The sequence below is a fragment of the Streptomyces sp. NPDC004658 genome, assembly GCF_040609555.1.
Lineage (GTDB): Bacteria > Actinomycetota > Actinomycetes > Streptomycetales > Streptomycetaceae > Streptomyces.
Genome location: NZ_JBEXKG010000068.1, coordinates 1 through 25,118, shown reverse-complemented (window position 1 = coordinate 25,118; position 25,118 = coordinate 1). Strand labels below are relative to the sequence as shown.

24 protein-coding genes and 1 pseudogene are annotated in these 25,118 nt (G+C 71.4%); 9 read left to right on the top strand and 16 right to left on the bottom strand.

What is annotated here, in order from left to right:
- The first annotated feature begins 3 nt into the window (after positions 1–3).
- Positions 4–2,127, top strand: a complete 2,124-nt coding sequence (locus tag ABZV94_RS22780) for a SpoIIE family protein phosphatase (protein ID WP_356342968.1) — start codon at positions 4–6, stop codon at positions 2,125–2,127.
- Between the two features lie 85 nt (positions 2,128–2,212).
- On the opposite strand, the gene ABZV94_RS22775 is transcribed toward ABZV94_RS22780, so the two are convergent.
- Positions 2,213–4,558: a transglycosylase domain-containing protein gene (locus ABZV94_RS22775; RefSeq protein ID WP_356342966.1), complete on the bottom strand. Its 2,346-nt coding sequence runs from the start codon at positions 4,556–4,558 to the stop codon at positions 2,213–2,215.
- Positions 4,559–4,815: 257 nt separating this feature from the next.
- Between ABZV94_RS22775 and ABZV94_RS22770 the strand changes: the two genes are divergently transcribed.
- The 5 genes from ABZV94_RS22770 (at position 4,816) to ABZV94_RS22750 (ending at position 9,594) form a co-directional block, all read left to right on the top strand.
- The gene (locus tag ABZV94_RS22770; RefSeq protein WP_356343003.1) at positions 4,816–5,709 is read left to right on the top strand and encodes an SPFH domain-containing protein; all 894 of its coding nucleotides are present in this window, start codon (positions 4,816–4,818) and stop codon (positions 5,707–5,709) included.
- Positions 5,706–5,951 carry a hypothetical protein gene (locus tag ABZV94_RS22765; RefSeq protein ID WP_356342964.1) on the top strand — a complete coding sequence of 82 codons (246 nt, stop codon included), beginning with the start codon at positions 5,706–5,708 and terminating at the stop codon, positions 5,949–5,951. The genes ABZV94_RS22770 and ABZV94_RS22765 overlap by 4 nt, the downstream gene beginning before the upstream one ends.
- A gap of 93 nt (positions 5,952–6,044) precedes the next feature.
- Positions 6,045–6,572 carry a PadR family transcriptional regulator gene (locus ABZV94_RS22760; RefSeq protein ID WP_356342962.1) on the top strand — a complete coding sequence of 176 codons (528 nt, stop codon included), beginning with the start codon at positions 6,045–6,047 and terminating at the stop codon, positions 6,570–6,572.
- Positions 6,569–7,258 carry an ABC transporter ATP-binding protein gene (locus ABZV94_RS22755; RefSeq protein ID WP_356342960.1) on the top strand — a complete coding sequence of 230 codons (690 nt, stop codon included), beginning with the start codon at positions 6,569–6,571 and terminating at the stop codon, positions 7,256–7,258. Before ABZV94_RS22760 ends, ABZV94_RS22755 begins: the two co-directional genes overlap by 4 nt.
- On the top strand, positions 7,255–9,594 hold the full coding sequence (locus ABZV94_RS22750; RefSeq protein WP_356342958.1) for an FtsX-like permease family protein: 2,340 nt from the start codon (positions 7,255–7,257) through the stop codon (positions 9,592–9,594). Before ABZV94_RS22755 ends, ABZV94_RS22750 begins: the two co-directional genes overlap by 4 nt.
- A 43-nt stretch (positions 9,595–9,637) precedes the next feature.
- On the opposite strand, the gene ABZV94_RS22745 is transcribed toward ABZV94_RS22750, so the two are convergent.
- A complete protein-coding gene (locus tag ABZV94_RS22745) occupies positions 9,638–10,585 on the bottom strand; it encodes a LysR substrate-binding domain-containing protein (RefSeq protein WP_356342955.1) in 948 nt (315 codons plus the stop codon).
- A gap of 132 nt (positions 10,586–10,717) precedes the next feature.
- On the opposite strand from ABZV94_RS22745, the gene ABZV94_RS22740 reads away from it, so the two are divergent.
- Together ABZV94_RS22740 and ABZV94_RS22735 are read left to right on the top strand one after the other, a co-directional pair.
- Entirely contained in the window at positions 10,718–11,272 is a 555-nt protein-coding gene (locus ABZV94_RS22740) for a peroxiredoxin (protein WP_356342954.1), read from the top strand.
- Between the two features lie 3 nt (positions 11,273–11,275).
- Positions 11,276–11,809 (top strand): alkyl hydroperoxide reductase, encoded by a 534-nt coding sequence (locus ABZV94_RS22735; protein WP_356342951.1) that lies wholly within the window; start codon positions 11,276–11,278, stop codon positions 11,807–11,809.
- A gap of 21 nt (positions 11,810–11,830) precedes the next feature.
- On the opposite strand, the pseudogene ABZV94_RS22730 reads toward ABZV94_RS22735, so the two are convergent.
- The 8 genes and pseudogenes from ABZV94_RS22730 to ABZV94_RS22695 all read right to left on the bottom strand — a co-directional run.
- Positions 11,831–12,100 (bottom strand): annotated as a pseudogene (locus tag ABZV94_RS22730) (AI-2E family transporter); the annotation flags it as partial.
- A 30-nt stretch (positions 12,101–12,130) separates the two neighbouring features.
- A complete protein-coding gene (locus ABZV94_RS22725; protein ID WP_356342949.1) occupies positions 12,131–13,480 on the bottom strand; it encodes an AI-2E family transporter in 1,350 nt (449 codons plus the stop codon).
- A gap of 163 nt (positions 13,481–13,643) precedes the next feature.
- Entirely contained in the window at positions 13,644–14,342 is a 699-nt protein-coding gene (locus ABZV94_RS22720; RefSeq protein ID WP_356342947.1) for a transglycosylase SLT domain-containing protein, read from the bottom strand.
- A gap of 417 nt (positions 14,343–14,759) precedes the next feature.
- Complete coding sequence (locus ABZV94_RS22715) at positions 14,760–16,085, bottom strand: PhoH family protein (protein ID WP_171153235.1); 1,326 nt, start codon at positions 16,083–16,085, stop codon at positions 14,760–14,762.
- 359 nt (positions 16,086–16,444) lie between these two features.
- Positions 16,445–17,218, bottom strand: a complete 774-nt coding sequence (locus ABZV94_RS22710; protein WP_356342945.1) for an isoprenyl transferase — start codon at positions 17,216–17,218, stop codon at positions 16,445–16,447.
- 639 nt (positions 17,219–17,857) lie between these two features.
- A complete protein-coding gene (locus ABZV94_RS22705; RefSeq protein WP_356342943.1) occupies positions 17,858–18,649 on the bottom strand; it encodes a class I SAM-dependent methyltransferase in 792 nt (263 codons plus the stop codon).
- 64 nt (positions 18,650–18,713) lie between these two features.
- On the bottom strand, positions 18,714–19,241 hold the full coding sequence (locus ABZV94_RS22700; RefSeq protein WP_356342941.1) for a GNAT family protein: 528 nt from the start codon (positions 19,239–19,241) through the stop codon (positions 18,714–18,716).
- A 76-nt stretch (positions 19,242–19,317) separates the two neighbouring features.
- Positions 19,318–20,226: an LLM class flavin-dependent oxidoreductase gene (locus ABZV94_RS22695; protein WP_356342939.1), complete on the bottom strand. Its 909-nt coding sequence runs from the start codon at positions 20,224–20,226 to the stop codon at positions 19,318–19,320.
- A gap of 60 nt (positions 20,227–20,286) precedes the next feature.
- On the opposite strand from ABZV94_RS22695, the gene ABZV94_RS22690 reads away from it, so the two are divergent.
- Positions 20,287–20,691, top strand: coding sequence for a DUF192 domain-containing protein (locus ABZV94_RS22690; RefSeq protein ID WP_356342934.1), 405 nt, complete (start codon positions 20,287–20,289; stop codon positions 20,689–20,691).
- An 18-nt stretch (positions 20,692–20,709) separates the two neighbouring features.
- Here the strand turns inward: ABZV94_RS22690 and ABZV94_RS22685 are convergent, their stop codons facing one another.
- The 6 genes from ABZV94_RS22685 to ABZV94_RS22660 all read right to left on the bottom strand — a co-directional run bounded on the left by ABZV94_RS22685 (position 20,710) and on the right by ABZV94_RS22660 (position 24,916).
- The gene (locus tag ABZV94_RS22685; RefSeq protein ID WP_356342932.1) at positions 20,710–21,333 is read right to left on the bottom strand and encodes an OmpA family protein; all 624 of its coding nucleotides are present in this window, start codon (positions 21,331–21,333) and stop codon (positions 20,710–20,712) included.
- Positions 21,334–21,340: 7 nt separating this feature from the next.
- Positions 21,341–21,922: a hypothetical protein gene (locus ABZV94_RS22680; protein ID WP_356343001.1), complete on the bottom strand. Its 582-nt coding sequence runs from the start codon at positions 21,920–21,922 to the stop codon at positions 21,341–21,343.
- Between the two features lie 34 nt (positions 21,923–21,956).
- On the bottom strand, positions 21,957–22,493 hold the full coding sequence (locus ABZV94_RS22675; RefSeq protein WP_356342929.1) for a pilus assembly protein TadG-related protein: 537 nt from the start codon (positions 22,491–22,493) through the stop codon (positions 21,957–21,959).
- Positions 22,494–22,549: 56 nt separating this feature from the next.
- Positions 22,550–22,780, bottom strand: coding sequence for a hypothetical protein (locus ABZV94_RS22670; protein ID WP_356342927.1), 231 nt, complete (start codon positions 22,778–22,780; stop codon positions 22,550–22,552).
- Between the two features lie 125 nt (positions 22,781–22,905).
- Positions 22,906–23,664 (bottom strand): response regulator transcription factor, encoded by a 759-nt coding sequence (locus ABZV94_RS22665; RefSeq protein WP_356342925.1) that lies wholly within the window; start codon positions 23,662–23,664, stop codon positions 22,906–22,908.
- 10 nt (positions 23,665–23,674) lie between these two features.
- Positions 23,675–24,916 carry a histidine kinase gene (locus tag ABZV94_RS22660; protein WP_356342998.1) on the bottom strand — a complete coding sequence of 414 codons (1,242 nt, stop codon included), beginning with the start codon at positions 24,914–24,916 and terminating at the stop codon, positions 23,675–23,677.
- Positions 24,917–25,118 lie beyond the last annotated feature (202 nt).

The following is a 25,118-nucleotide window of genomic DNA, read 5'->3' as shown; positions in this document are numbered from 1 at the left end:
CGCGTGACGGAGCAGCCCACCTCCTTCGAACGCCCCCAGCCGGGCGTGGACCCCGCGGAGGGCCGCGGGGCGCTCCTGCGTACCCAGCAGCAGTCCCAGAAGCCTCCGACGCAGCTCGGCAATCCCGCCTTACCCGCACAGGCCCGGGCCGACGGAACACCGTCCGGACCGGGCACCGCCGCACCCTGCGGCAAAGGGAAGGAGCCCGCAGTCGGCCAGGGGAAGGAGCCCTCAGTCAACGGCCCCGAGCACGCCCAGCCCGCCGGCACCGAACCCGACGCCCACCGCCCGCGCCCGGCGCCGGAGGCCATCCCGGCGCAGCCCGGCGCCGAGCAGGAGCGGTCGCCGGGCGGTCAGGAGCGCCGTACCGGGCAGGGTCTGCCGCCGGGGCGGCCGATGCCGATGCGGCGCGACGGGGACCGGCTCAGGTTCGTGGGCGCGGCCACCCGGCGGATCGCCCGCGGGCTCGACCTCGACGAGATCGTCATGGGGCTGTGCCGGGCCACCGTGCCGACGTTCTCCGACGCGATCCTGGTCTATCTGCGCGAGCCGCTGCCGGTCGGTGACGAACGGCCCAGCGGTCCGGTGGTGCTGCGGCTGCGCCGCACCGACCGGATACCTCAGGAGCGGGACACCGACGGGGTGCTGCTGCCGCCGGCGTTCGAGCCGGAGCCGGAGCCGTCCGTGCTGTCGGACCTGTCGGCGCTCACCGCCGAGCTGTGCGAGGTGCGGCCCGGCGGCGCGCTGAACGAGGTGCTGCGCGGGGTGCGCCCGGTGTTCGCCGACGCCCCCGCGGCCCGGGACGCGCTGCCCGAGCTGCTCGGCGAGGGCGGTGAGGCGGTCGTACCGGGTGGGCGGCACGCGATCCTCGCGCCGCTGCGCGGCCGGCGCCGGGTGATCGGCGCGGCCCTGTTCCTGCGCCGCCCGGACCGGCTCGCCTTCGAGGCGGACGACCTGCTGGTGGCGGCGCAGCTGGCCACGCACAGCGCGCTCGGCATCGACAAGGCGGTGCTGTACGGCCGTGAGGCGTACATCGCCGACGAGTTGCAGCGCACCATGCTGCCCGAGACCCTGCCCCGGCCGACCGGTGTCCGGCTGGCCTCCCGTTATCTGCCGGCGGCGGAGACCGCGCGGGTGGGCGGCGACTGGTACGACGCGATCCCGCTGCCCGGCAGCCGGGTGGCGCTGGTGGTCGGCGATGTGATGGGCCACTCGATGACCTCGGCGGCGATCATGGGTCAGCTGCGCACCACCGCGCAGACGCTGGCCGGGCTCGATCTGCCGCCGCAGGAGGTGCTGCACCACCTGGACGAGCAGGCGCAGCGGCTGGGCACGGACCGCATGGCGACCTGCCTGTACGCGGTCTACGACCCGGTGACGCACCGCATCACGATCGCCAACGCCGGCCATCCGCCGCCCGTGCTGCTGCACCTGGGCGGCCACGCCGAGGTGCTGCGGGTGCCGTCGGGCGCGCCGATCGGGGTCGGCGGGGTCGACTTCGAGGCGGTGGAGCTGGAGGCGCCCGCCGGAGGGACCCTGCTGCTGTACACCGACGGCCTGGTGGAGTCCCGGCTGCGGGACGTGTGGACCGGCATCGAGCAGCTGCGGGAGAAGCTGGCCGCGACCGCGCGGCTGACCGGCCCGGACCATCCGCCGCCGCTGGAAGCGCTGTGCGACGAGGTGCTGGACATGCTCGGGCCGGGTGACCGGGACGACGACATCGCGCTGCTCGCCGCCCGCTTCGACGGGATCGCGCCGAGCGATGTCGCCTACTGGACGCTGGAGCCGGAGGACTCCGCCCCGGGCCAGGCCCGCCGGCTGGCCCGGCGCGCGCTCGCCCGCTGGGACCTGGAGGAGCTGACGGACTCGGTGGAGCTGCTGGTCAGCGAGGTCGTGACGAACGCCGTGAGGTACGCGTCGCGGCCGGTGACGCTGCGGCTGCTGCGCACGGACGTGCTGCGCTGCGAGGTCGGCGACGACGTGCCGCAGCTGCCGCGGCTGCGGCAGGCGCGGGCCACGGACGAGGGCGGGCGCGGCCTGTACCTGGTCAACAGGCTGGCCCGGCGCTGGGGCGCGACCCGGCTGAGTACCGGCAAGGTGGTGTGGTTCGAGCTGAACCGCGGCTGAACCCCTGGTGTGCGCAAGGGCGCCCGGTGTGCACCGGGCGCCCTTCGCTGTCGTGTCCTGTCCAGGGTCTTTCAAACGACAGGCCCTACGGGACGTTCTCCGGGTCGAGCGGGTTCTCCGGGCTGATCGAGGTCGTCGGCGGCCGGCTCGTCGGGGTCTGACTCGGAGTCTGCGTGGGCGTCTGGGTCGGGGTCTGGGTCTGGGTCGGCGTCTGCGTGGGCGTCCGGGTCGGCGACTCGGACGTCGGCGGGGCGCTGGTCGACGTCTGCGAGGGCGTCTGGGTCGGGGTGTGCGTCCAGGTCGGCGTCTCGGTCGGCTCCACGGCGGCGCCCTGGGTGGTGTTCAGGTCGAACGAGGCCTTGTCGGTGACGCCGAAGGTGTACGTGGCCCAGATCTGCGCCGGGTAGCCGCCGCCGTTGATCCTGCCGGGCGGCGGAAGCAGGCCGGTCGCGCCCTTCATGGAGACGTGGGCCTTGGTCTTGGGGTCCTCGCCGAACAGGCCGACGGAGGTGACCAGGTCGGGGGTGTAGCCGGTGAACCAGGCCGACTTGTTCTCGTCGGAGGTACCGGTCTTGCCCGCCACCTGCTGGCCGTCGCGCAGCGGGTTGTTCGCAACGGACTGCTTGGCCGTACCGTCGTCGACCACGCCGGTGAGCACCGAGGTGACCGTGTCGGCGGCGGTACGGCTGATCACCGAGCCGCCGACCGGGTGCGGCATGTCGACCGTACGGCCCTTGTTCTCGGCCGACTTGATGATCGTCGGGGTCACCTTGTAGCCGTGGTTGGCGAAGGTGGCGTAGATCCCGGCCATCTCCAGGGGGCTGGCGCCCATGGAGCCGAGGGTCTGGGCGGGCACGGCCTGCATGCCCTTGGTGTTCATCCCGAGCTTGCCCGCGGTGCTCATGACCTTGTCCATGCCGACGTCCACGCCCATCTGCGCGAAGACGGAGTTGACGGACTTGTTCATCGCCTGCTGCACGGTGATCTTGTCGTAGTCGACGTCGTCCTCGTTCGGCGGGGCGAAGCCGACCTTGGTGCCGTGGTCCATGACCTGGCGGCGGCTGGTGCCGTCGTAGACGGTGCTCGCGGTGATCGGCTTGCCGTCCTGGGTGGTGGCGTTCTGCTCCAGGGCGGCGGCGAGGATGACCGGCTTGAAGGTGGACGCCGGCTGGTAGTCCCGGCGGGTGGCGTTGTCGAAGTAGTGCTTGTAGTAGTCCTGGCCGCCGTAGAGCGCGACGATCCGGCCCGTCTTGGGGTCGACGGAGACGGCTCCGGCCTGGATGGCGCCGTCGACCTTGCGCTTCTTCGGGTCGAGCTTGCCGGTCAGCTGGGTCTTGACGGCCTTCTCCAGCGCGGCCTGCTTCTTCCGGTCGATGTTGAGGGTGATGGTCCAGCCCTTGTCGACGACGGCGTTCTCCGCCTGGGACTGGGTCAGGCCCTCCTGCGCCATGAGCTGCTGCTCCAGCTGCTGGTTGGCGAGTTCGACCAGGTAGCCCTTCTGCCCGCCGAGGCCGGGGGCGCCCTTGGGCTCCTTCGGGTAGGGGAAGTGCATGGCGTCCCGCTCGGTCTTGGAGAGCCAGCCCTCCTCGACCATGTTGTCCAGGACGTAGTTCCAGCGCTGGGTGACCAGCCGCTTGCCGGTCTTGGTGGCGACGGCCCAGTCGTACTGGCTGGGGGCCTGGAGCAGGGCGGCGAGGTAGGCGCCCTGGGCGACGCTGAGGTCCTGGGCGTCCACGCGGTAGTACGCCTGGGCGGCGGCCTGGATGCCGTAGGCGTTGCGGCCGTAGTAGCTGGTGTTGATGTAACCGGCGAGGATGTCGTCCTTGGACTTCTCGCGGTCCACCTTGAGCGAGATGACCAGTTCCTTCAGCTTGCGCGTGACGGTCTGGTCCTGGTTCAGGTAGTAGTTCTTGACGTACTGCTGGGTGATCGTGGAGCCGCCCTGCTTGCCCTTGCCGGACACCGTGTTGATCAGGCCGCGGGCGGTCCCGCGCAGGTCGACGCCGGAGTCGTGGTAGAAACTCTTGTTCTCGGCGGCGACGAAGGTCAGCTGGACCTTGCGGGGCACCTTGGACAGGTCGACGATCTCGCGGTTGACCTCGCCCTTGCGGGCCAGAATCGTTCCGTCGCTGAACTTGTAGACGTTGCTCTGCTGCTGGGCCGCGGCGTTGCCCTGGGGGATGTCCACGTACAGGTACAGGCCGACGAAGCCCAGGATGCCGAGCAGGCACACGCCGAAGAAGGTCCCGAGGATCTTCTTCCAGCCGAAGATCCGGCGTATGAGGCTCTTGGCGGGCTTGCCGGGCGCGGGGCTGCCGCCGGAGGCGCCGGGCGCGGTGCCGGCCGTGGGCGCGGGCGCGGAGCGGCGGCGCTTGGGTGCCGCGCGGTGGCCGCCGCGCTGTCGCGCTCGTCTCTCTTCCGCTCGTCCCATGGGTCCCTACGCTCGCTTCCGTCTCGGGGTCAGCTCCGAAAGCTAACACCCCTCTATATGACAAAGGGCGTCCGATCCGTTCTTTTGCGGACGTGACAATCAGCACCCGCCCCATCGGAACCGACGGCTCTCACTGGTCCAGGGTTGCTCGGCGGCGTAAAGTGATATCACTTAGCTAGAACAGAGCTAGGCACTACGAGAACCGGGGGTCCCCTGTGTCCATATCCGAGCCGGCCGCCACCGCCGACGTCCCCGAGATGCCCGCGCCCCGGGTGCGGGAGTTCACCGCCCACAGCATCGGCGGCGGACTCGCCCTGCTGCTCGGCCTGGTCGGGCTCGGCGCCGCCGTCGCGCTGTTCGCGGCCTCCGGGGCCACCCCCTCCGCCGGGGCCCGGGGCGGGCTCGTCGCGGCCGGCGTCGTCGTCCTGCTGGCGTCCGTCATCGGGATGCGCGGGCTGAACACGGTCGCGCCGGGCGAGGCCCGGGTCGTCCAGCTCTTCGGGCGCTACCGGGGCACGATCCGACAGGACGGCCTGCGCTGGGTGAACCCCTTCACCTCCCGGACCCGGATCTCCACCCGGGTGCGCAACCACGAGACCGCCGTGCTGAAGGTCAACGACGCCTACGGCAACCCGATCGAGCTGGCGGCGGTCGTGGTGTGGAAGGTCCAGGACACCGCGCAGGCCACCTTCGAGGTGGACGACTTCTCCGAGTTCGTCGCCACGCAGACCGAGACGGCCGTGCGGCACATCGCCATCGAGTACCCGTACGACGCCCACGAGGAGGACGGCCTGTCGCTGCGCGGCAACGCCGAGGAGATCACCGAGAAGCTGGCCGTCGAACTCCAGGCACGGGTGGAGGCGGCCGGGGTGCGGATCATCGAGTCCCGCTTCACCCACCTCGCGTACGCTCCGGAGATCGCCTCGGCGATGCTCCAGCGGCAGCAGGCCGGGGCGGTCGTCGCGGCCCGCCGGCAGATCGTCGACGGCGCGGTCGGGATGGTCGAGGCGGCGCTGGCCCGCATCGCGGAGGCGGACATCGTGGAGCTGGACGAGGAGCGGAAGGCGGCGATGGTGTCGAACCTGATGGTCGTGCTGTGCGGGGACCGGGCCCCACAGCCGGTCCTCAACACGGGGACGCTCTACCAGTGACGGACCCGGTGACGGGCCCCTCGGGGGCTCCCAGGCGACGGCCGCAGCAGCGCAAGCAGGTGCTGCTGCGGCTGGACCCGCAGGTCTACGAGGCGCTGGCCCGGTGGGCCGGGGACGAGCTGCGGTCGGCGAACGCGCAGATCGAGTTCCTGCTGCGGCGCGCCCTCGCGGAGGCGGGGCGTCTTCCGAAGGACACCGGACCGCTGCCGCGGCGGGGCCGGCCGCCTGTGTCGGAACCGTGACAATCGGCCCCCACCTGCGGGGCCGTACCGCCCGCCACGATCCCTGCACGGCGTGTATACATCCCGCGTATACACCGTGTGTAGAGTGCTGCCATGTCCATCGGTCACACCCTTCTAGGGCTCCTGGAGTCCGGCCCGCGCCACGGCTACGACCTCAAGCGGGCCTTCGACGAGAAGTTCGGTCACGACCGGCCGCTGCACTACGGCCAGGTCTACTCCACGATGTCCCGACTGCTGAAGCACGGCCTCGTGGAAGTCGACGGCATCGAGGCCGGCGGCGGCCCCGAGCGCAAGCGGTACGCCATCACCGACGCCGGCATCACCGACGTCGAGCGCTGGCTCGCCACCCCGGAGAAGCCGGAGGAGTACCTCCAGTCGACCCTCTACACCAAGGTCGTCCTCGCCCTCCTCACCCACCGCGACGCGTCCGACATCCTCGACACCCAGCGGGCCGAACACCTGCGCAGCATGCGGATCCTGACCGACCGCAAGCGCAAGGGCGACCTCGCGGACCAGCTGATCTGCGACCACGCCCTGTTCCACCTGGAGGCCGACCTGCGCTGGCTCGAACTGACCGCCGCGCGCCTCGACAAGCTCCGCGCGGAGGTGGTGGCCCGATGACTCCCCCGCCCGGAACCCTGCTCGCCGCCGAGAACCTGCGCAAGTCCTACGGCCCCACCGTCGCGCTCGACGGCGCCGAGTTCTCCATCCACCCCGGCGAGGTCGTCGCCGTCATGGGCCCCTCCGGCTCCGGCAAGTCCACGCTGCTGCACTGCCTCGCCGGCATCGTGCCGCCCGACTCCGGCTCCATCACCTACGACGGCCGCGAACTGGCCGGCATGAGCGACGCCGGGCGCAGCGCCCTGCGCCGCAGCGAGTTCGGCTTCGTCTTCCAGTTCGGGCAGCTCGTCCCCGAGCTGACCTGCGTGGAGAACGTGGCGCTGCCGCTGCGCCTGAACGGCACCTCCCGCAAGGAGGCCGAACGGGCCGCGCTGACCTGGATGGAACGCCTGGAGGTGGACGACCTCAAGGGCAAACGGCCCGGTGAGGTCTCCGGCGGCCAGGGCCAGCGGGTCGCGGTGGCGCGTGCGCTGGTCACCGGCCCCCGGGTGCTGTTCGCCGACGAGCCGACCGGCGCGCTGGACTCCCTCAACGGCGAACGCGTGATGGAGCTGCTGACCGACGCGGCCCGCTCCACCAACGCCGCCGTCGTCCTGGTCACGCACGAGGCCCGGGTGGCCGCGTACTCCGACCGGGAGATCGTCGTACGCGACGGCAGGTCACGCGACATGGAGCGCGCCATATGAACGTCCGGCAGTGGTGCAGAGACCTGGGCATGGGGGCCCGGTTCGCCTTCACCGGCGGGCGCGAGGGCTGGGTCCGCATGCTGCTGACGGCGGTCGGCGTCGGCCTGGGCGTGGCCCTGCTGCTGCTGACGACGGCGCTGCCGAACATCCTGACCGCCCGCGACCGGGTGGAGAACGCCCGCCAGGACTTCTCGGCCGCCTACGACACCCCCAAGGCCGGGAACACCGTGCTGGTCGGGGTCACCGACACCGAGTGGCACGGCAAGGACATCCGCGGCCGGCTGCTCGAACCGGAGGGCGCCCGGGCGCCGCTGCCGCCCGGCGTCGGCCGCTTCCCGGCGAAGGGCGAGATGGTGGTCTCCCCCGCCCTGAAGAGGCTGCTGTCCTCGGACGGCGCGGGGCTGCTGCGCGAGCGGATCCCGTACCGGATCACCGGGACCATCGGTGACAGCGGACTGATCGGCTCCCAGGAACTCGCCTACTACGCGGGTGCCGACGGCCTCGTCCCGCACGCGGGCGGCGCCCGGGTGAACCGGCTCAACGCCTTCGGCAACCCCGACCCGGTGCCGGAGCAGACCGACCCGGTGCTCATCCTCATGACGCTCGTCGTGTTCGTCGTCCTGCTCACGCCGGTCGCCGTCTTCATCGCCGCGGCCGTGCGGTTCGGCGGCGAACGGCGCGACCGCCGGCTGGCCGCGCTGCGGCTGGTGGGCTCCGACAGCCGGATGACCCGCCGGACCGCGGCGGGCGAGGCGCTGGCCGGGTCGCTGCTCGGACTGGCCGTCGGCACGGTGTTCTTCCTGATCGGACGGCAGGTGGCGGGCTCGGTGGAGGTCATGGGGGAGAGCTTCTTCCCGAGCTACCTCGACCCCTCCCCCGCCCTGGTCGCGCTGGTGGCGGTGGCGGTTCCGGCGGCCGCGGTGCTGGTGACGCTGCTGGCGATGCGCGGGGTGGTCGTGGAACCGCTCGGCGTGGTGCGCACGGCCAGGCAGCCCCGCCGGCGCCTGTGGTGGCGGCTCCTGCTGCCGCTGGCGGGCCTGGCGATGCTGTACCCGATGATCGGCAACGGCCGTTCCCACGGCGACTTCAACCAGTACCTCGTCACCGGCGGCGTGCTGCTGCTCCTGGTCGGTGTCACCGCGCTGCTGCCCTGGCTGGTGGAGGCGTTCGTCAGCCGGCTCGGCGCGGGCGGCGTCTCCTGGCAACTGGCCGTACGGCGGCTCCAGTTGAGCAGCGGCACGGCCGCCCGCATGGTCAACGGCATCGCGGTGGCGGTGGCCGGGGCGATCGCGCTGCAGATGCTGTTCGCGGGCGTGGAGAGCCAGTACACCAAGGAGACCGGCAGGGACCCGGGCCGGGCCCAGATGGAGGTCGACCTGTCCGATCGCACCCACCTGGCCGCAGCGCGCGCGGAGTTCGCCGGCGCCAAGGGAGTGCGGACGTCGGTGGCGCTGTCCACCGGCCAGGTCGGCGGCAAGCGCCGGGAACCCGACCGCGTCGCCCCCGTCACCGTCGGGAACTGCGCCGCGCTCAGGGAGGTCGCCCACCTGCCGTCCTGCCGCGACGGCGATGTCTTCGCCCTGTACAACCCGTACTCGGACCCCGGTTACCAGAACGGGCTCCGGCCCGTCATGCGGCCGGGTGCGCGGGTCTGGATCGACCCGACGCAGGGGGAGGCGCGCGGCCGGGAGATCCCCTGGACGCTGCCGGCCACGGTACGCAAGGCCACCGCGCGCAAGGACTCGCTCCAGGGCGACCCCAGCGGCCTGCTGGTCACTCCCTCGGTCCTGCCCGCCCAGGCCACCGCGACACTGTACGGCCACGTCTATCTGCGCCTGGACGACACGGTGCCGGACGCCCAGGAGCGCGCGCGCACCACGGCCGCCCGGACCGACCCGCTCGCCTACACCTGGACCTGGGCGGCCACCGAGCGGTCCGACCGGTACACCTCCCTGCGCACCGGCCTGTTCATCGGCGCGGTCTGCGTGCTGGCGCTGATCGGGGCGAGCCTGCTGGTCTCCCAGCTGGAGCAGTTGCGCGAACGACGCAAACTGCTCTCCTCCCTGGTCGCCTTCGGCACCCGGCGCCGCACACTCGGCCTGTCGGTGCTGTGGCAGACGGCCGTACCGATCGCGCTCGGTCTGCTGCTGGCCTCGGCGGTGGGCCTGACCCTCGGCGCGGTCCTGCTGAAGATGACGGCGACCCCGGTCTCCGTCGACTGGGCGAGCGTCCTGTCCCTGACCGGCGCCGGCGCGGCGGTGGTCCTCGCGGTCACCGTACTGAGCCTGCCGCCGCTGGTGCGGATGATGCGGCCGGAGGGGTTGCGCACGGAGTGAACCGGCCGTCGGCCGGCCGCGCGGTGGTGAGCACCCCTGGCGCTCACCCCTCCAGCACCCGTACGGGCAGCGCCCGCAGCGCCTCCCGCAACGCCCCCGCCAGCTCCTCGTACTCCGCGGCGCGCGCCGCCCCCGCGCGCATCGCGAACGCGACCCGGCGGCTGGGGGCCGGGTCGGCGAAGTACCCGGTCAGCAGCCGGCTGCCGCGGGTGGTCTCCAGTTTCAGCGCGGTGCGCGGGAGCAGCGTGCAGCCGAGGCCGCCGGCCACCAGCTGGACCAGCGTGGACAGGCCGGCGGCCGTGGTGGTGACCGGAGCGTCCTCGCGGCCGGCCTCCCGGCAGATGTCCAGCGCCTGGTCGCGCAGGCAGTGGCCCTCGTCCAGGAGGAGCAGGTTCAGCTCCTTCAGCGCCTCGCGCGGGATGCCCTCCCGGCCGCCGAGCCAGTGGTCCACCGGGGTGACGAGCACGAAGTCCTCGTCGAAGAGGGGCAGTTCGACGACCCCGGGGACGCCGAGCGGCACGGCCAGCAACAGCAGGTCGAGCCGGCCGGAGTTCAGGCCGTCGACCAGGTTGGCGGTCTGCTCCTCGTGCACCTGGAGGTCGAGGTGCGGGTAGCGGTCGTGGACGAGCCGCAGCACGGTCGGCAGCAGATACGGCGCGACCGTGGGGATCACCCCGAGGCGCAGCACCCCCGTGAACGGCGCCCGGACCGCCTCGGCCTCCTCCAGCAGCGCGCCCACCGCGTCCAGCACCGCCTTGGCCCGCACGGCCAGCCGCTCCCCCGCGGGCGAGAGCAGCACCTTGCGGGTCGTACGCTCGAGGAGGGTCACCCCGAGGGTCTCCTCCAGGGCGGAGACCGCACCCGAGAGGGCGGGCTGGCTCATCCCGATGGCCGCCGCCGCGTCCCGGAAGTGCAGATGCTCGGCCACGGCGGCGAACGCCCGCAGCTGCGCCAGGCTGGGCTGCCTGCGCTTGCCGTTGCTCACGGTCACTGATAACTACCTCCGATCAACACGACCGAGTGTAGCTATTTCACTAATCAATGCACCCTGTGCCACCATCGATCACGTCCAACCCATGGGAAACACCCCAAAAGGGAAGTTTCTTCGCTGCAAGGAGAGCGTGTGCTCACTGTCGGTGACAAGTTCCCCGAGTTCGAACTGACCGCCTGCGTCTCGCTGGAGAAGGGCAAGGAGTTCGAGCAGATCCACCACAAGTCCTACGAGGGCAAGTGGCTGGTGGTCTTCGCCTGGCCCAAGGACTTCACGTTCGTGTGCCCGACCGAGATCGCCGCGTTCGGGAAGCTGAACGACGAGTTCGCCGACCGCGACGCCCAGATCCTCGGCTTCTCGGGTGACTCCGAGTTCGTCCACCACGCCTGGCGCAAGGACCACCCGGACCTGACCGACCTGCCGTTCCCGATGATGGCGGACCCCAAGCACGAGCTGATGCGCGACCTCGGCATCGAGGGCGAGGACGGCTACGCGCAGCGCGCCGTCTTCATCGTGGACCCGAACCACGAGATCCAGTTCACGATGGTCACCGCCGGTTCCGTGGGCCGCAACCCCAAGGAGGTCCTGCGGGTCCTGGACGCCCTGCAGACCGACGAGCTGTGCCCGTGCAACTGGAGCAAGGGCGAGCAGACCCTGGACCCGGTCGCGCTGCTGGCTGGTGAGTGACCCGTGTCGCTCGACTCCCTGAAGTCCCGTATCCCGGACTACGCCAAGGACCTGAAGCTCAACCTGGGCTCGGTCATCGGCAACTCGGAGCTGCCGGCCCAGCAGCTGTGGGGCACGGTGCTGGCGACCGCCATCGCCTCCCGCTCCCCGATCGTGCTGCGTGAGCTGGAGCCGGAGGCGAAGGCGAACCTCTCGCCGGAGGCGTACCAGGCCGCCAAGGCGGCCGCCGCCGTCATGGCGATGAACAACGTCTTCTACCGCACCCGGCACCTGCTGTCCGACCACGAGTACGGCACCCTGCGCGCGGGCCTGCGGATGAACGTCATCGGCAACCCGGGCGTGGAGAAGGTCGACTTCGAGCTGTGGTCGTTCGCGGTCTCCGCGATCAACGGCTGTGGCATGTGCCTGGACTCGCACGAGCAGGTGCTGCGCAAGGCCGGCGTGGAGCGCGAGACCGTCCAGGAGGCGTTCAAGATCGCCTCCGTCGTGCAGGCGGTCGGCGTCACCCTCGACGCCGAGGCCGTGCTGGCCGAATAAGCCGGACGCCGAGGACCCCGCTCACCCCTGGTGGGCGGGGTCTTCCGCGTTCTCCGCCGGCGCCCCGTCCGCGTTCTGCGCCACGGGCTCGTCCGCGGGCTCCGCCGAGGCGGGCCGCTGGACCTCCAGCGAGTACTGCCGCAGATACCCCACCACCGTGTTGGTCACCGCCACCAGCGGCACGGCCACCACCGCACCACCGATACCGGCCACCATCCCACCGGCGGCCACGGTCAGCACGACCGCCAACGGGTGCACCCGCACCGCCCGGCCGAGGATGAACGGCTGCAGGCGGTCGGCCCCGGACGCCGAGGACCCCGCTCACCCTTGGTGGGCGGGGTCTTCCGCGTTCTCCGCCGCCGTCCCGTCCGCGTTCTGCGCCACGGGCTCGTCCGCGGGCTCCGCCGAGGCGGGCCGCTGGACCTCCAGCGAGTACTGCCGCAGGTACCCCACCACCGTGTTGGTCACCGCCACCAGCGGCACGGCCACCACCGCACCACCGATACCGGCCACCATCCCACCGGCGGCCACGGTCAGCACGACCGCCAACGGGTGCACCCGCACCGCCCGGCCGAGGATGAACGGCTGCAGGACGTGCCCCTCGATCTGCTGGACCGCGAGGACGACGACGAGGGTCATGACGGCGGTGAAGACGCCCTGGGTGACCAGCGCGACGATCACCGCGAGCGCGCCGGAGGCGACCGCGCCGACCAGCGGGATGAACGAGAACAGGAAGATGAAGACGGCCAGCGGGACGGCCATCGGCACGTCCAGGAAGTAGATGCCGATGCCGATGAAGATGGCGTCGATGAGGGCGACCAGGACCGTGCCGCGGACGTAGGCGGTCAGGGTGCGCCAGGCGCGCGGGCCGGCGCCGGCCACGCCCGGACGGGCGGCGGCGGGCACGAGCTTCAGGAACCACTGCCAGATCCGCTTGCCGTCGTAAAGCAGGAACAGCGTCGAGAAGAACACCAGCAGGATGCCGGTGAGGGCCTCCACGATGACCTGGACGCCCTCCAGACCCGCCGACGTTATCTGGTCGGCGTTGGCGCCGATCGCCTCGCGGAGGTTCTTGGCGATCTGGTTGATCTGCTTGTCGGTGACGTGGAAGGGGCTCTTCAGCAGCCAGTTGCGCAGGTCGTCGATGCCGCTCTGGATCTGGTTGGAGAGCGTGTCGATGTTCTCCATGACCTGCCAGGTCACGAACCAGCCCATCAGGCCGATGACGACGAAGCCGCTGATGGCGGTGAGCGCGGTGGCCGGGCCGCGCGGTACCCCGCGCCGGGTCAGCCGGGCGACCGTCGGCTGGAGCAGCGCGGTGACCAGCAGGGCGATGACGAACGCGAACACCACCAGCTGGATGGCGCTGATGACCCGCATCAGCACCCAGACCGTGCCCGCCAGGACCAGCAGCCGCCAGCCCGCCTCGGCGGCGACCCGGACGCCCCACGGCACGGCCTCGGCCGGATCGGGGCGGGGACCGGAGGGCGCCGCGGGCCTGCGGGCGGGCGTAGCCGCGGCCACCGGTGCGTCGGCCACCGCGGACGCGTCGGCGGGCTCGACGGTCTCGGCGTGCTCCTTCTCCACCTCGGCACGGCGCTCGTCCAGGCGCTCGCTCATCTCGGTGAGACCGGCCCCGAGCCGGCCGAGCCACCCTGGCACTCGCGACATGATCCGTCCTCTTCCCCCGCGTCCCCGGGTGCTCGCCACCACTCCCCCGCTGGAGTCGTTCGGATACGACCGTACAGGGCGAAAGCCCCTCCCCTGAGGACGGGGAGGGGCTGCGCGAGGTTGAGAGGAGCACCGGCGAAAGGGCGCGGTGCCGGCGGAGCGCCTAGTACCAGTGGTTGGCCTGCCAGAACGACCAGGCCTGGCACGGGCTGCCGTACCGGCTGTTCATGTAGTTGAGGCCCCACTTGATCTGGGTGGCCGGGTTGGTCTGCCAGTCGGCGCCGGCCGAGGCCATCTTGGAGCCGGGCAGGGCCTGGAAGAGACCGTAGGCACCGGAGGAGGCGTTCACGGCGCGGTAGTTCCAGCTGGACTCGTGGTCCACGATGTTGCTGAAGCACTGGAACTGGCCGCCGCCCACCATCTGACGCGCCATCGCCTGGATCTGCGCGACGGTGTAGTTGGTCTGGACCGGGAAGCTGGAGGAGTCGCGGACGTCGGTGCCGCGGCTGGCCGCGGCCTTGGCCTCGGCGCGCTCCTTCGCCTCCTTGGCCGCCTTCTCGGCGAGCTGCTTCTTGGCGATCGCGGTCTCGGCGGCAGCCTTGCGGGCCGCTTCCTCGGCGTCCTTCTTGGCGCTCACGTCCGCGGCGATGGCCTGCGCGTCGGCCTGCTGCGTCAGGGACGCGGTCTGCACCTGCGCCTGCTGACCCGCGGGTATGTCGGCGAGGAGCGTGGTGTCGGCTGCCGTCGCCTCGGCGTCGTTGGTCTGCGCGGTGCTGCCCGAGGCAACGCCGACGACGCTTCCGACAGCGGTGACCGCGGTGGCGGAGGCCACTGCGAATCCCCGGACCGAAATCCGGCTCACACGGTTTCCTTCCAGCATCGCCCGCTTCGGTGACCCTGGCGGACGCGATCGTGCCCCTGACACTGGCCTCCCAACTGCGGGGTCACGGGAGGCGCGGGCCCGGTGGGCAACTCCCGCGAAGGGAGCGCCGCGTGGTGCTCGGGCGGCATACGACGAACTCTATGGAGTTGGTGGTGCCGAAGTGGCGCCGTACCGCTGGGGGTACAGCTGTGTCGTATGCGGGGCCTGACAGGAACGAGACTCTGCCGTAACCGGACGCCGCGTGGCAATTCTGTGTTGCGTGTGAAAGCTCACATCCTGTTTGGCCCCGGCGATTTCAGGAAAGCTCCACGCACGAAGGCGCCGCCCGGCTAGGCTCATGGCCTTTGCCGGACGGCGCCAACAGTCGTCGTCAGTACGGCAGATGGGTCGGATGCGTCAGATGTGTCCGTCCTCCAGCATTTCGGTCACAAGCGCCGCAATCTGGGACCTCTCGGAACGCGTCAGCGTGACGTGCGCGAAGAGCGGGTGCCCCTTCAGTTTCTCCACCACGGCGACCACACCGTCGTAACGGCCCACGCGCAGATTGTCGCGCTGGGCGACGTCGTGGGTGAGAACGACCCGCGAATTGGCGCCGATCCGGGACAGAACGGTCAGCAGCACGTTCTTCTCCAGGGACTGCGCCTCGTCCACGATCACGAACGCGTCGTGCAGCGAGCGCCCGCGGATGTGGGTCAGCGGAAGCACCTCCAGCATCCCGCGCGCGGTGACCTCCTCGATGACCTCCCGGCTGGTGACCGCCGAGAGCGTGTCGAAGACGGCCTGGGCCCACGGGCTCATCTTCTCCGCCTCGGTGCCCGGCAGATAGCCCAGCTCCTGCCCGCCGACCGCGTACAGCGGCCGGAAGACCATCACCTTCTGGTGCTGGCGGCGCTCCAGGACCGCCTCCAGGCCCGCGCACAGCGCCAGCGCCGACTTGCCGGTGCCGGCCCGGCCGCCCATCGAGACGATGCCGACGTCCGGGTCGAGCAGCAGGTCGAGCGCGATGCGCTGCTCGGCGCTGCGGCCCTTGATGCCGAACGCCTCCCGGTCGCCGCGCACCAGCCGGACGTTGCCCTCGGCGGTGACCCGGCCGAGCGCCTTGCCCCGCTCGGACTGGATGGTCAGGCCCGTGTGCACGGGGAGGTCGGCCGCCTCCGGGACGTACACGTGCCCTTCCTCGAAGAGGATGTCCACCTGCTCGCCCGGCAGGGTGAGTTCGGTCATCCCGGTCCAGCCGGAGTTCTCCGTGATGGCCAGTTCGGCGCGGTACTCCTCGGCGAGGAGGCCGACCGAGGACGCCTTGATCCTGAGCGGCAGGTCCTTCGACACGACGGTGACGTCGAACCCCTCGGCCTGCAGATTGCGGGCCACCGCGAGGATGCGCGAGTCGTTGTCCCCCAGGCGGTAGCCGGTGGGCAGCACGCTGGGGTCCGAGTGGTTGAGCTCGACCCGGACCGTCCCGCCCAGCTCCCCGATCGGGATGGGGGCGTCGAGGCGACCGTGCTTCACCCGGTAGTCGTCCAGCAGGCGCAGCGCCTGGCGGGCGAAGTAGCCGAGCTCCGGATGGTGCCGCTTGGCCTCCAGCTCCGTGACCACCACGATGGGGAGCACGACCTCGTGCTCGTCGAAGCGGGCCAGGGCGTTCGGGTCGGCCAGCAGGACGCTGGTGTCGAGAACATACGTGCGCCGGTCGGGCTTGTGGCGCTTTGTGCTGGTCACCACGGAAGGACGTACCCCCTCGGATGAGGTCGGGGAGCGACGAAGTGATGCTGGACCGGTGTCCGGCCCCCGCGCACGGCGGGCCGTGAACCGGCCCTCCGCGGCTGCTTCCGTGCGGTGACCGCACGGTCGGGCTGGTGCAAAGGGCCTCCCGGGCGGGCGACCCCGTGCCGCCCGCTGAGATCCGACGCCCGTGGTTCGGGTGTCGACCTGCTTGGCTTATGCCCTCGATGATGCGCGGCCATGCAAATGCGGCCACCAGCGCGCCGGTGAACTCCTTGTTACGTTCCCGCCAATCGGGGTAAACGAGGACGCCCCGTCACCGGACGGCGACGGGGCGGGGCCGGGGCGGGGCCGGCGGGTCAGCCGCCGTACCGGCGGTGACGTGCGGCGTAGTCGCGCAGGGCGCGCAGGAAGTCGACCTTCCGGAAGGCCGGCCAGAAGACGTCGCAGAAGTAGTACTCCGAGTGGGCGGTCTGCCAGAGCATGAATCCGGACAGCCGCTGCTCCCCGCTGGTGCGGATCACCAGGTCGGGGTCGGGCTGGTCACCGGTGTACAGGTGACGGCCGATCATGTCGATGTCGACGGACTCGGCGAGGTCCTCCATCGACACGCCCTTGTCCTGGGCGTCGAGCAGCATGGAGCGCACGGCGTCGGCGATCTCCTGCCGGCCGCCGTATCCGATGGCCACGTTGACGAGTATCCCGTCGATGTGGGCGGTGGCCTCCTCGGCCTCCTTCAGGGCCGTCTGCATCTGCGCGGGCAGCAGGTCCATCGTGCCGACGTGGTGCACCCGCCAGCGGCCGTCGGCGGCGAGGGTGCGGACGACGTCCTCGATGATGCCGAGCAGGGGGACGAGTTCCTCCTGCGGCCGGTCGAAGTTGTCCGTGGACAGCAGCCAGAGGGTGACGACCTCGACGTCGGTCTCGGTGCACCAGCCGAGGAACTCCTCGATCTTCTCGGCACCGGCCCGGTGGCCGTGGACGGTGCTGGAGCCGGACGCCTTCGCCCAGCGGCGGTTGCCGTCCATGATGACGCCGATGTGCTTGGGCACCTGGGCGTGGTCCAGGTGGCCTTCCACCCGGCGTGCGTAGAGCCTGACGAGCAGGCCGCGCAGCTTGTCGCGCAGGTTCACGTGACCCTCCGGGGGTTGGGCGCGGGGGATGGGGTGCCGGAGCCGTTGAGCCTACCGCTGCTCGGGGGTTGGTCATGGCCCGCCCCTTCAGTGGGGACGGCGGAGCGGGGCCGGGAGGTTCCCGTCCCGGGATCCCGGGACGGGACGAAAAACGGGCCGGTCCGTGGGGGGGAGACGGACCGGCCCGAGGGGGGGTTTCCACCATAACCCTTCGTGAGGGATGGTGGGCGCATCGGCGGGCCACAACTACTCTCCGGAATCATCCGGCGACGCCCCGGTGGTCGCGGAATGCGGGGTTCATGAGGGTTTCATGGCCAGTTCACAGCGGAATTCCAGGGAAATCCGGTCGGATACGAACGGATTCGCAAGGATTAGGCCATCTTGGGGGCTCATCGGCGAGTTGCCCCGGGTCCCCCCGACGGGCGACGCCGTCAGCGAAGGGTGGACTTGACGCCTCCGCTACGCCAACGGACGGAGATCACCCGGCTCCACGGCACCGCGCAGCCCCCTCCACTGCGCGGTACCGCCCGCGCAGCTTTGCTGACGCGAATAACCTTGGTCTGAACTTACGTGATCGGCCCGACCGATGTGAACCGCGCTCGATAACAATGTGGAAACCTCCGGCAAACTCCGGTCGTACTACGGTCGATGCGCCGGCTTGCGTACGTCGAACAGATGCCGGGAGCTGTGCGCGACGAACGGGCCCTCCTTCTCGATCCGTTCGTGCAGCGCGCGCAGCCGCGGCTCGTACGCCTCGACCGTGAAGTCCGGGACCATCCACACCACCTTGCGCAGGAAGTGGACGACGGCGGCGATGTCATGGAACTCCATCCGCAGCCGCTCCGCCCGCAGCCCGGTCACCTCCAGGCCCGCCGCCTCGGCGTCGGCCCGCTCCCGCTCGGGGTCGCGGGCGGCGCGCGCCTCCTCCGGCTGGGGCCCGAGGAAGTACTCGACCAGCTCGAAGGCGCTGCTCGGCCCCACGTGCTGGGCGAAGTAGGTGCCGCCGGGCCGCAGCACCCGGGCGATCTCCGCCCAGTACGGCCGCACCGGGTGCCGGCTGAGCACCAGGTCGAACACCCCGTCCGCGAACGGCAGCGGCGCGTCGTCCGGGGCGGCGACCACCACGACACCCCGCGGCCGCAGCAGGGCCGTGGCCTCCGCCACGTTCGGCGGCCAGCCCTCGGTGGCCGCGACCAGCACCGGCCGGGCGGGCTCGGCCCGGCTCAGCGCGAAGTCCAGCACCTCCCCGCCGCCGGTCTGGATGTCCAGCGCGGCCTCGGCGCCGGCCAGCCGCTCCCCCGCCGAGCGGGCATACCCCCACGACGGCCGCTCCTCGGTGGCCCGGCCGGCGAACCACGAGAAGTCCCACCCCTCGGTCGGTACGGCGGAGCCCTCGGCCACCAGGTCTTCGAAGGAACGCGCGACAGTCATACGGGCATCATCCCAGCGGGGCCCCGGCGGTTCCCGCCATTTTCCGCTCCGGCCGGGACCGCTCTCAGCTCTCCCCGGACGGCTCCGCGAGAACCAGCATCACGTGCTCGTCCGTCCCGTGGCGGACGGTGCCGGTCCGCCGGAACCCGTGTCTCTCCAGGAGCCGCACCGAGGCCGTGTTGCCGGAGAAGGGGTCCGCGTACAGCGGACGCACCGGCTCCAGCTCCAGGAACCGGCCGAGGGCCTGCGTGCCGACGCCGCGGCCCCAGTACGGCCGCCCGAGCCAGTAGCCGATGAACCGCCGGCCGTCCTGCGTCCAGGACACCACGCTCCCGGCGGCCTCCCCGCCGACGGTGACCGTCCGCACCAGGCAGTCGGGGTTGCCGAGCACCCGCTCCCGCCAGTGCCGGAAGAAGGCTTCCCGCGGCCGGGGGGTGAACCTCGACCGCCGGACGGCTTCGGGATCGTGCTCGTACGCGAAGAGGGCTTCCAGATCCTGGTCCGTGACGGCCCGCAGGCGCACGGGGAGATCGGGGGCGGGCGTCACGCTCTCGCGTTCACCGGTCAGGTCGGCCTCAGGTCGGTCTGTCATACGGCAGAGTGTGACACCCGCCACTGACAATGCCCCTGACCTGCGGCGACTCCCCGTCCAGTCCCGCACCTCCCGTTCAGGGCACCAGCGGCCGGACCTCCCGCGCGGCGAACCGCACGAAGCCCTCCGGGTCGGGCTCGTCCGCCGTCGGCTGCAGGACGACGGTGTCCGCACCGGCCTCCGCCAGCCGCCGTACCGCCTCGGCGACCGCGCCCGCGTCCCCGGCGACCCCCACGTCCGCCCCCTCCCCCACGCCCTCGGCGGCCAGTTCGGCCCGCAGCCGCGCCTCGGCGCCGGTGCCCGTGGCGGCCAGCAGATAGACCACGACCCGGTGCGAACCGTCGCGTCCGGCGGCCCGCCGCCCCTCCTCCACGAGCTTGCGGGCCCTGCGCACGCCGTCCGCCGACGTGGTCGCGGTGAGCAGGGTGCCGTCGGCCTTCTCGCCGGAGAGCCGGAGCGTACGGGGTCCGGTGGCGCCCGCGAGGACGTCGACCGGGCGCCCCGGGGGCCAGTCGAGGGCGACGTCGTCCAACTGGACGTACCGCCCGCGCACGCTGAGCCGTTCCCCGCGCAGCAGCGCGCGCAGGGCGTCGAGGTGCTCGCCGAGGAGGCCCAGCGGGGAGGCTGCCCGGGCACCGACCTGGCCCATCCAGTCCTGCACCCCGTGACCCACGGTCAGCACGGCCCGGCCGGGGAACATGCGCTCCAGCGAGGCGGCCTCCATGGCGGTGACGGCCACGTTCCGCAGCGGCACGGGCAGCAGTCCGATCCCGACCCGCACCCGCTCGGTCCAGGCGAGCGCGGCGGCGGCCGTGGACACCCCGCCCTCCAGGAAGCAGTCCTCCCACAGCCAGAGTTCTTCGAGCCCCACGTCGTCCGCGAGGCGGGCGACGGCCCGCAGCCGCTCGGGAGGAAGCTGGGGGCGGAAAACGACACCGAGTCCGGTCATGGACCCCTTCCTAGTGGGGAGGACGGGAAAGGACAACGGATTTGTGTCCCTGGGCGAGTTGACGACACGGACGGCTGTGGCACGGGAGGGTGGGGCATGGGGCGGCGCTGGCGGGACGGGCGGGGACGGCTGAACGTACGGGCGGGCTCGGCATCGGCCCCCGCATCCGCCTCCGGTGCGGAACAGGCCGCCGCCGGCGTCTCGCTGGAGATCGCGGCCTCCTACCGGGCCCGGACGAAGGGGCTCCTGGGACGGGACGCGGTCGAGGGGGCGCTGCTGCTGTCGCCGGCCAGCGGGGTGCACACGTTCGGGATGCGGATCCCGATCGACGTCGCCTACCTCGACCGCCGCCTGACCGTCATCGCCGTCCGCACGATGCGCCCCGGCCGCCTCGGCCTGCCGCGCCTGCGGGCACGGCACGTACTGGAGGCGGAGGCGGGGGCGATGGCGGGGTGGGGGGTGCGGCCGGGGGTACGGGTGGAGGTGGAGCCGTTGTCCTAGAGCCTGCCTGACGATGCCTCACTGCTGGGTACGGGGGAAGGACACCTCGACCCGGCGGTTCTTCTTCCGGCCGGCCTCGGTGGAGTTGTCGGCGATCGGGTACTGCTCGCCGTAGCCGCGGACGTCGAAGGTGACGGACGGGCTGTTCAGGTCCTGGTCCAGTACGGCCTGCACCGCGTTGGCCCGCTGCTTGGAGAGGGTGTCGCCGTGGGCGGAGGAGCCGAGGTTGTCGGTGAAGCCGAAGACACGGACCTGGGTCGCGTTCTGCCTCCTGATCTCCTCGGCGATGCCGGCGATACGGGCCTTCGCCTCCGCGCCGAGCTTCGAACTGTCCTTGTCGAACAGCACCTCGGCCTGGAGGGCGAAGGTCACGTCGGCGTTGGTGTCCTCGCGCCGTTCGTCCCCGCTCTGGTCCTCCACGACCGACTTGATGTCCAGCACCTTGGGCTCCGCCAGCGTGGCCCCCTCCGGAAGCTTCAGATCCGGATCCGTGGGGTCGACCTTCACCGGGGCGGCGGCGGAGGGTTCGGTACCGGGGGGCTCACTGGGGCCGGTGTCGTCGGCGGCGGCGGGGGTGGCGGGGAGGTTCACGACGAACAGCAGAGCAGCGGCCGTGAGCGCGATCCGGGGTGCGGTGATCACTTGAACCTCACCCGGAAATCTTGATGGGGGCGCTGGCGAAGGTGGGCAGTTGGAAATCCACCTCGGTGGTGTTCGCCGGGGGTGCTGGGAACTGCATGAAGACAGGGACCGTGTCACCCGCCCTGACGGACTGAACGCCGGTCGTCGTCAAAGGCCGCCCGTCGGTGTCCCGCAGGACGTAGTAGCGCTTTCGCGCCTTCGAATCCACAAGCGTGGCTCCGCCGAAGGACTGCCCGTTCTTCATGATTTCTGTCTCGTTGCCGGTCAACTGGGACGACAGAACCGCATCCTTGCTGCCGTCATTCTTGAGCTGTCCGTTGACGGTGACGAACCCACCGGAATCTCGCTGCGCAGACATGATCTTGAGCGTCAGTCCGTCAGGGCCCCGCAGCTCAGCCAGCGGTTGCGCGGACTGGCCCTCTTGAGGGCTCGCCTGAGAGCCACCCCTCGTGGAGGGAGACGCAGAAGTGTCCGGCTTCTTGTCACCGCTGTCTCCACTGCCACAACCTGCTACACCCACGGCCAAGCCCACAGCAATGGTCATGGCGACCATTCCCCTGCGAGCCTTCGCAGTGAATCGCATGCTCATCGCGCTGCTTCCCTTTTCCATCGTCGTCCGCTTGTCAGTCGGCGGCCAGGTGAACATCGAAGAGGTCCTCGGGCGCGGGAAGAGTGGATTCGTCATCAGGGTCCAGCTTCCACGGCTCGCCGTCGCAGGTGAGTTGGGGCAGCTCATCGCCTTCGGCTGCCTCCTCGGGAGGGTCGAACGTGCAGCGTGGCTCGATGACGGCAACGGCGGAGGCCTCGGAGTGGATGTCCTCCGTCCCGGGGACGACGGAATCTCCGACCGACTTGTTCGTTTCCACATCGACCGTGTACCGCAGAAGCCGCCAGTTGCAGTCATTCAGCGTGGCGTCGTTCTGCGCCGCGAGCTGCTGCGCACGCGCGCAGGGGTTGTCGATCGGTGTCTTGCCGTCGAAAACGTCCTCCCACTTGTCCGGGTCGAGCAGATCGGCGACCCATGCAGCGGCGAGTTGGTCGCGCCCGTTCTGCGCAGCAGCCAGCACGGCTGCGTCGGCGGCTGTCTGTGCGCCACCGCGGTTCACCGAGGCCTGACCTACCGCGAGGTAAGCGAACGCAAGAAAGAGCAGGCCCGCCACCACCGTGATGTAGATGGGGAAGGCCTGCCCAGAGTCGCCGCGTGCGCGCCGGACGATCAGGTGATCTGCGCGATCTTGGACTTGATCTTGTCGAGGATCGTCTTGCCGATGTCCGTACCCGTGATCGCCAGAACGATCGCCACCACTACCGCGATAATGCCCAGGTACTCGACCGCGGTCTGCCCCCGGTCGCCGCCGCGGCGGCGCATGGCCTCTACCGTCGTGTTCTTCCAGCCGTTGACGCGAACCTTGGTCGCCACAGCCGTCTTCAGCAAAAGATCGCTCACGGTGCTCCCCTCCGGGCTTGCTTTCGACCGACGCACCGTAGAGCGCTCCTACCGGCCGCACAGAGGGCCCCAGGACCCAACCCCAGGCCCATTCGTGGCTCCGGGATCGCCGTCGTCCGGTCATATCAGGCCACCCCCAGCCACTTCGCCGTCGCCTGGGATCGCGTCGTGCTGTGGAGCTTGGCGAAGATGCGGTTGATGTGGTTCTTGACCGTCTTCTCGCTGATGAAGCAGGCGGCGGCGATCTGCTGGTTGGTCATGCCGGACGCGATGAGGTCCATGATCTCCGCCTCCCTGCTGCTCAGCCGGAACCGTGACCGGAACGACTGTCCCATAGAAGGTTGCAGTTGCGAAAGTCCTTGGGCGGGTAAATTGGCGTCGGCAGCGAGCCCTTGGGGGTTCGCGTGTGCAGGTGCATCCCCCTTCAGCTCCTCCAGCAACGCCCTCGCCGCCCCCGGCGTCACATGCGGCCGGCCCTCCCGTACGTCCCGCACCGCCCTCACCAACTGCTCCGTCGTGAACTCGCCGTGCACCAGGTATCCCCCCGCCCCCAGTCGCAGCGCCTCCCGCACGGTCTCCGTCTCGTGGCTGTAGGTGAGCATCATGACGGGGGCCAGGCCCACCAGGTGGGGCAACGCCGAGATTCCGTCGACGCCGGGCATGCGGACGTCGAGGAGGATGACGTCCGGCCGGTGCCGGACCGCCGCCTCGTACGCCTCCCGCCCGTCCCTCGCCTCCGCCACCACCGTGGTGTCCGGGTGGCCCGAGAGCAGGGCCGTCAGGCCGGCGCGGACGACGGGGTTGTCGTCGGCGACCAGCAGCCGCAGCGGCGGGGACTGCGGCACCGGCGGCGGGAACGGCTGTGGTGGTCGTCGGGGGCGCATGTGCCTCCTCTCAGGTGTTCCGGGTCGCGGGGGCGGGCCCTGGCGGTGCCGGCAGCGGGACCTCCAGGCGGACCTCCGTGCCTCGTTCGTGTGTGCCTCTTCCGATGCGGATGCGGGCGCCGGCCTGTGCGGCCCGTTCGACCATGCCGAGCAGGCCGAAGTGGCCCGAACCGCGCAGTTCCTCGAGTGTGGTGCCCGGGGGGAGGCCCGTGCCGTCGTCGTGGATCGTGAGGCGCAGCAGGGGGCCGTCGACCGCCGCCCGGATGTCCACGCGGGTCGCGGACGCGTGCCGGTGGGCGTTCTCCAGTGCCTCCGCGGCGATGGAGAGGACGTGGCGGGCCAGGGGGGCGGGCAGCGGGGGCAGACCGGGGGCGTCGCTCGCCTCACCGTCCGCGTCCTGTCCGTCCCAGCCGCACGTGACCTCCAGGCCCGTGCGCCGTGTGAATTCGGCCGCACGATGGGCGAGTTCCCGCCACAGCGGGGTCGGGTCCGGCGCGTCCGGGTGGTCCCGGCGCAGGTCCGTCAGCAGTTCCCGGGACTCCGCCGCCGCCCTGCGTGCCGAGCGGGACACCAGGTCGGCCTGTTCCCTGATGCGGGCCGGGTCGGGGGTCCCGGCCGACGCCGTGGCCGCGAGGCCGTCCGCCGCCAGGGCGACGCCGTACAGGGTCTTGGCCACGGAGTCGTGCATCTCGCGGGCCAGCCGGGCGCGTTCCGCGCTGACCGCCTCCGCCGCCGCGAGGCGGGCCTGGACCGTCGTCAGGGCCTGGGTCGCGGCGCCGTAGCGGAGCATCAGGTTGCGCAGGGTGGAGCCCATGGCGCCGGCGATGACGCACAGGCCGGGGAGGAGGAGGGCCTCCGCCACCGGCGCGTGGCGGTCGGCCTTCAGCGTGGCGTGGACCAGGAGCAGGATCAGGGACTGCAGGGAGGCGAAGCAGGCGGCGCCGCGCCAGCTGTAGACCAGGCCGGCCAGGAGCGGGGTGCAGACGCTGACGTAGGCGAGGGTGGTGTCCGGGCCGGCCGAGACGAGGAGGAGGGAGCCGAAGAGGGTGTCGGCGGCCAGGAGGCTGGGGTGGCGCAGGAGGAGGGGGCCGAAGCGTTCCCAGTCCCGGAAGAGGACGTAGGACACCATGAAGGTGACGACCACGGCCGCGCCGACCAGGCGGGCGCCCAGGCCGGGGGCCGCGTTGAGGAGGGCGGCGGGGGCGGACAGGACGATCATCGCCAGGCGGAAGCCGAAGACCTGGCGGCACATGGCCTGCAGGGCGCGGATCTGGAGCTTCTCGGACGGCTCGGTCGGGGGCGCCGCCGTCCCGGCCGCCGCTGCCGGCGGGTGCGGTGAGGTCTGCGCCGACGGGCGGGCCGGTGAAGCGTGCCTCGTCGTCGCCCCGGACCGGCTGCCCGCCCCGCCCCCTGGCCGTGGGCGGCGCGGAAGGCGGCGCAGGCGGCCTGGCGGC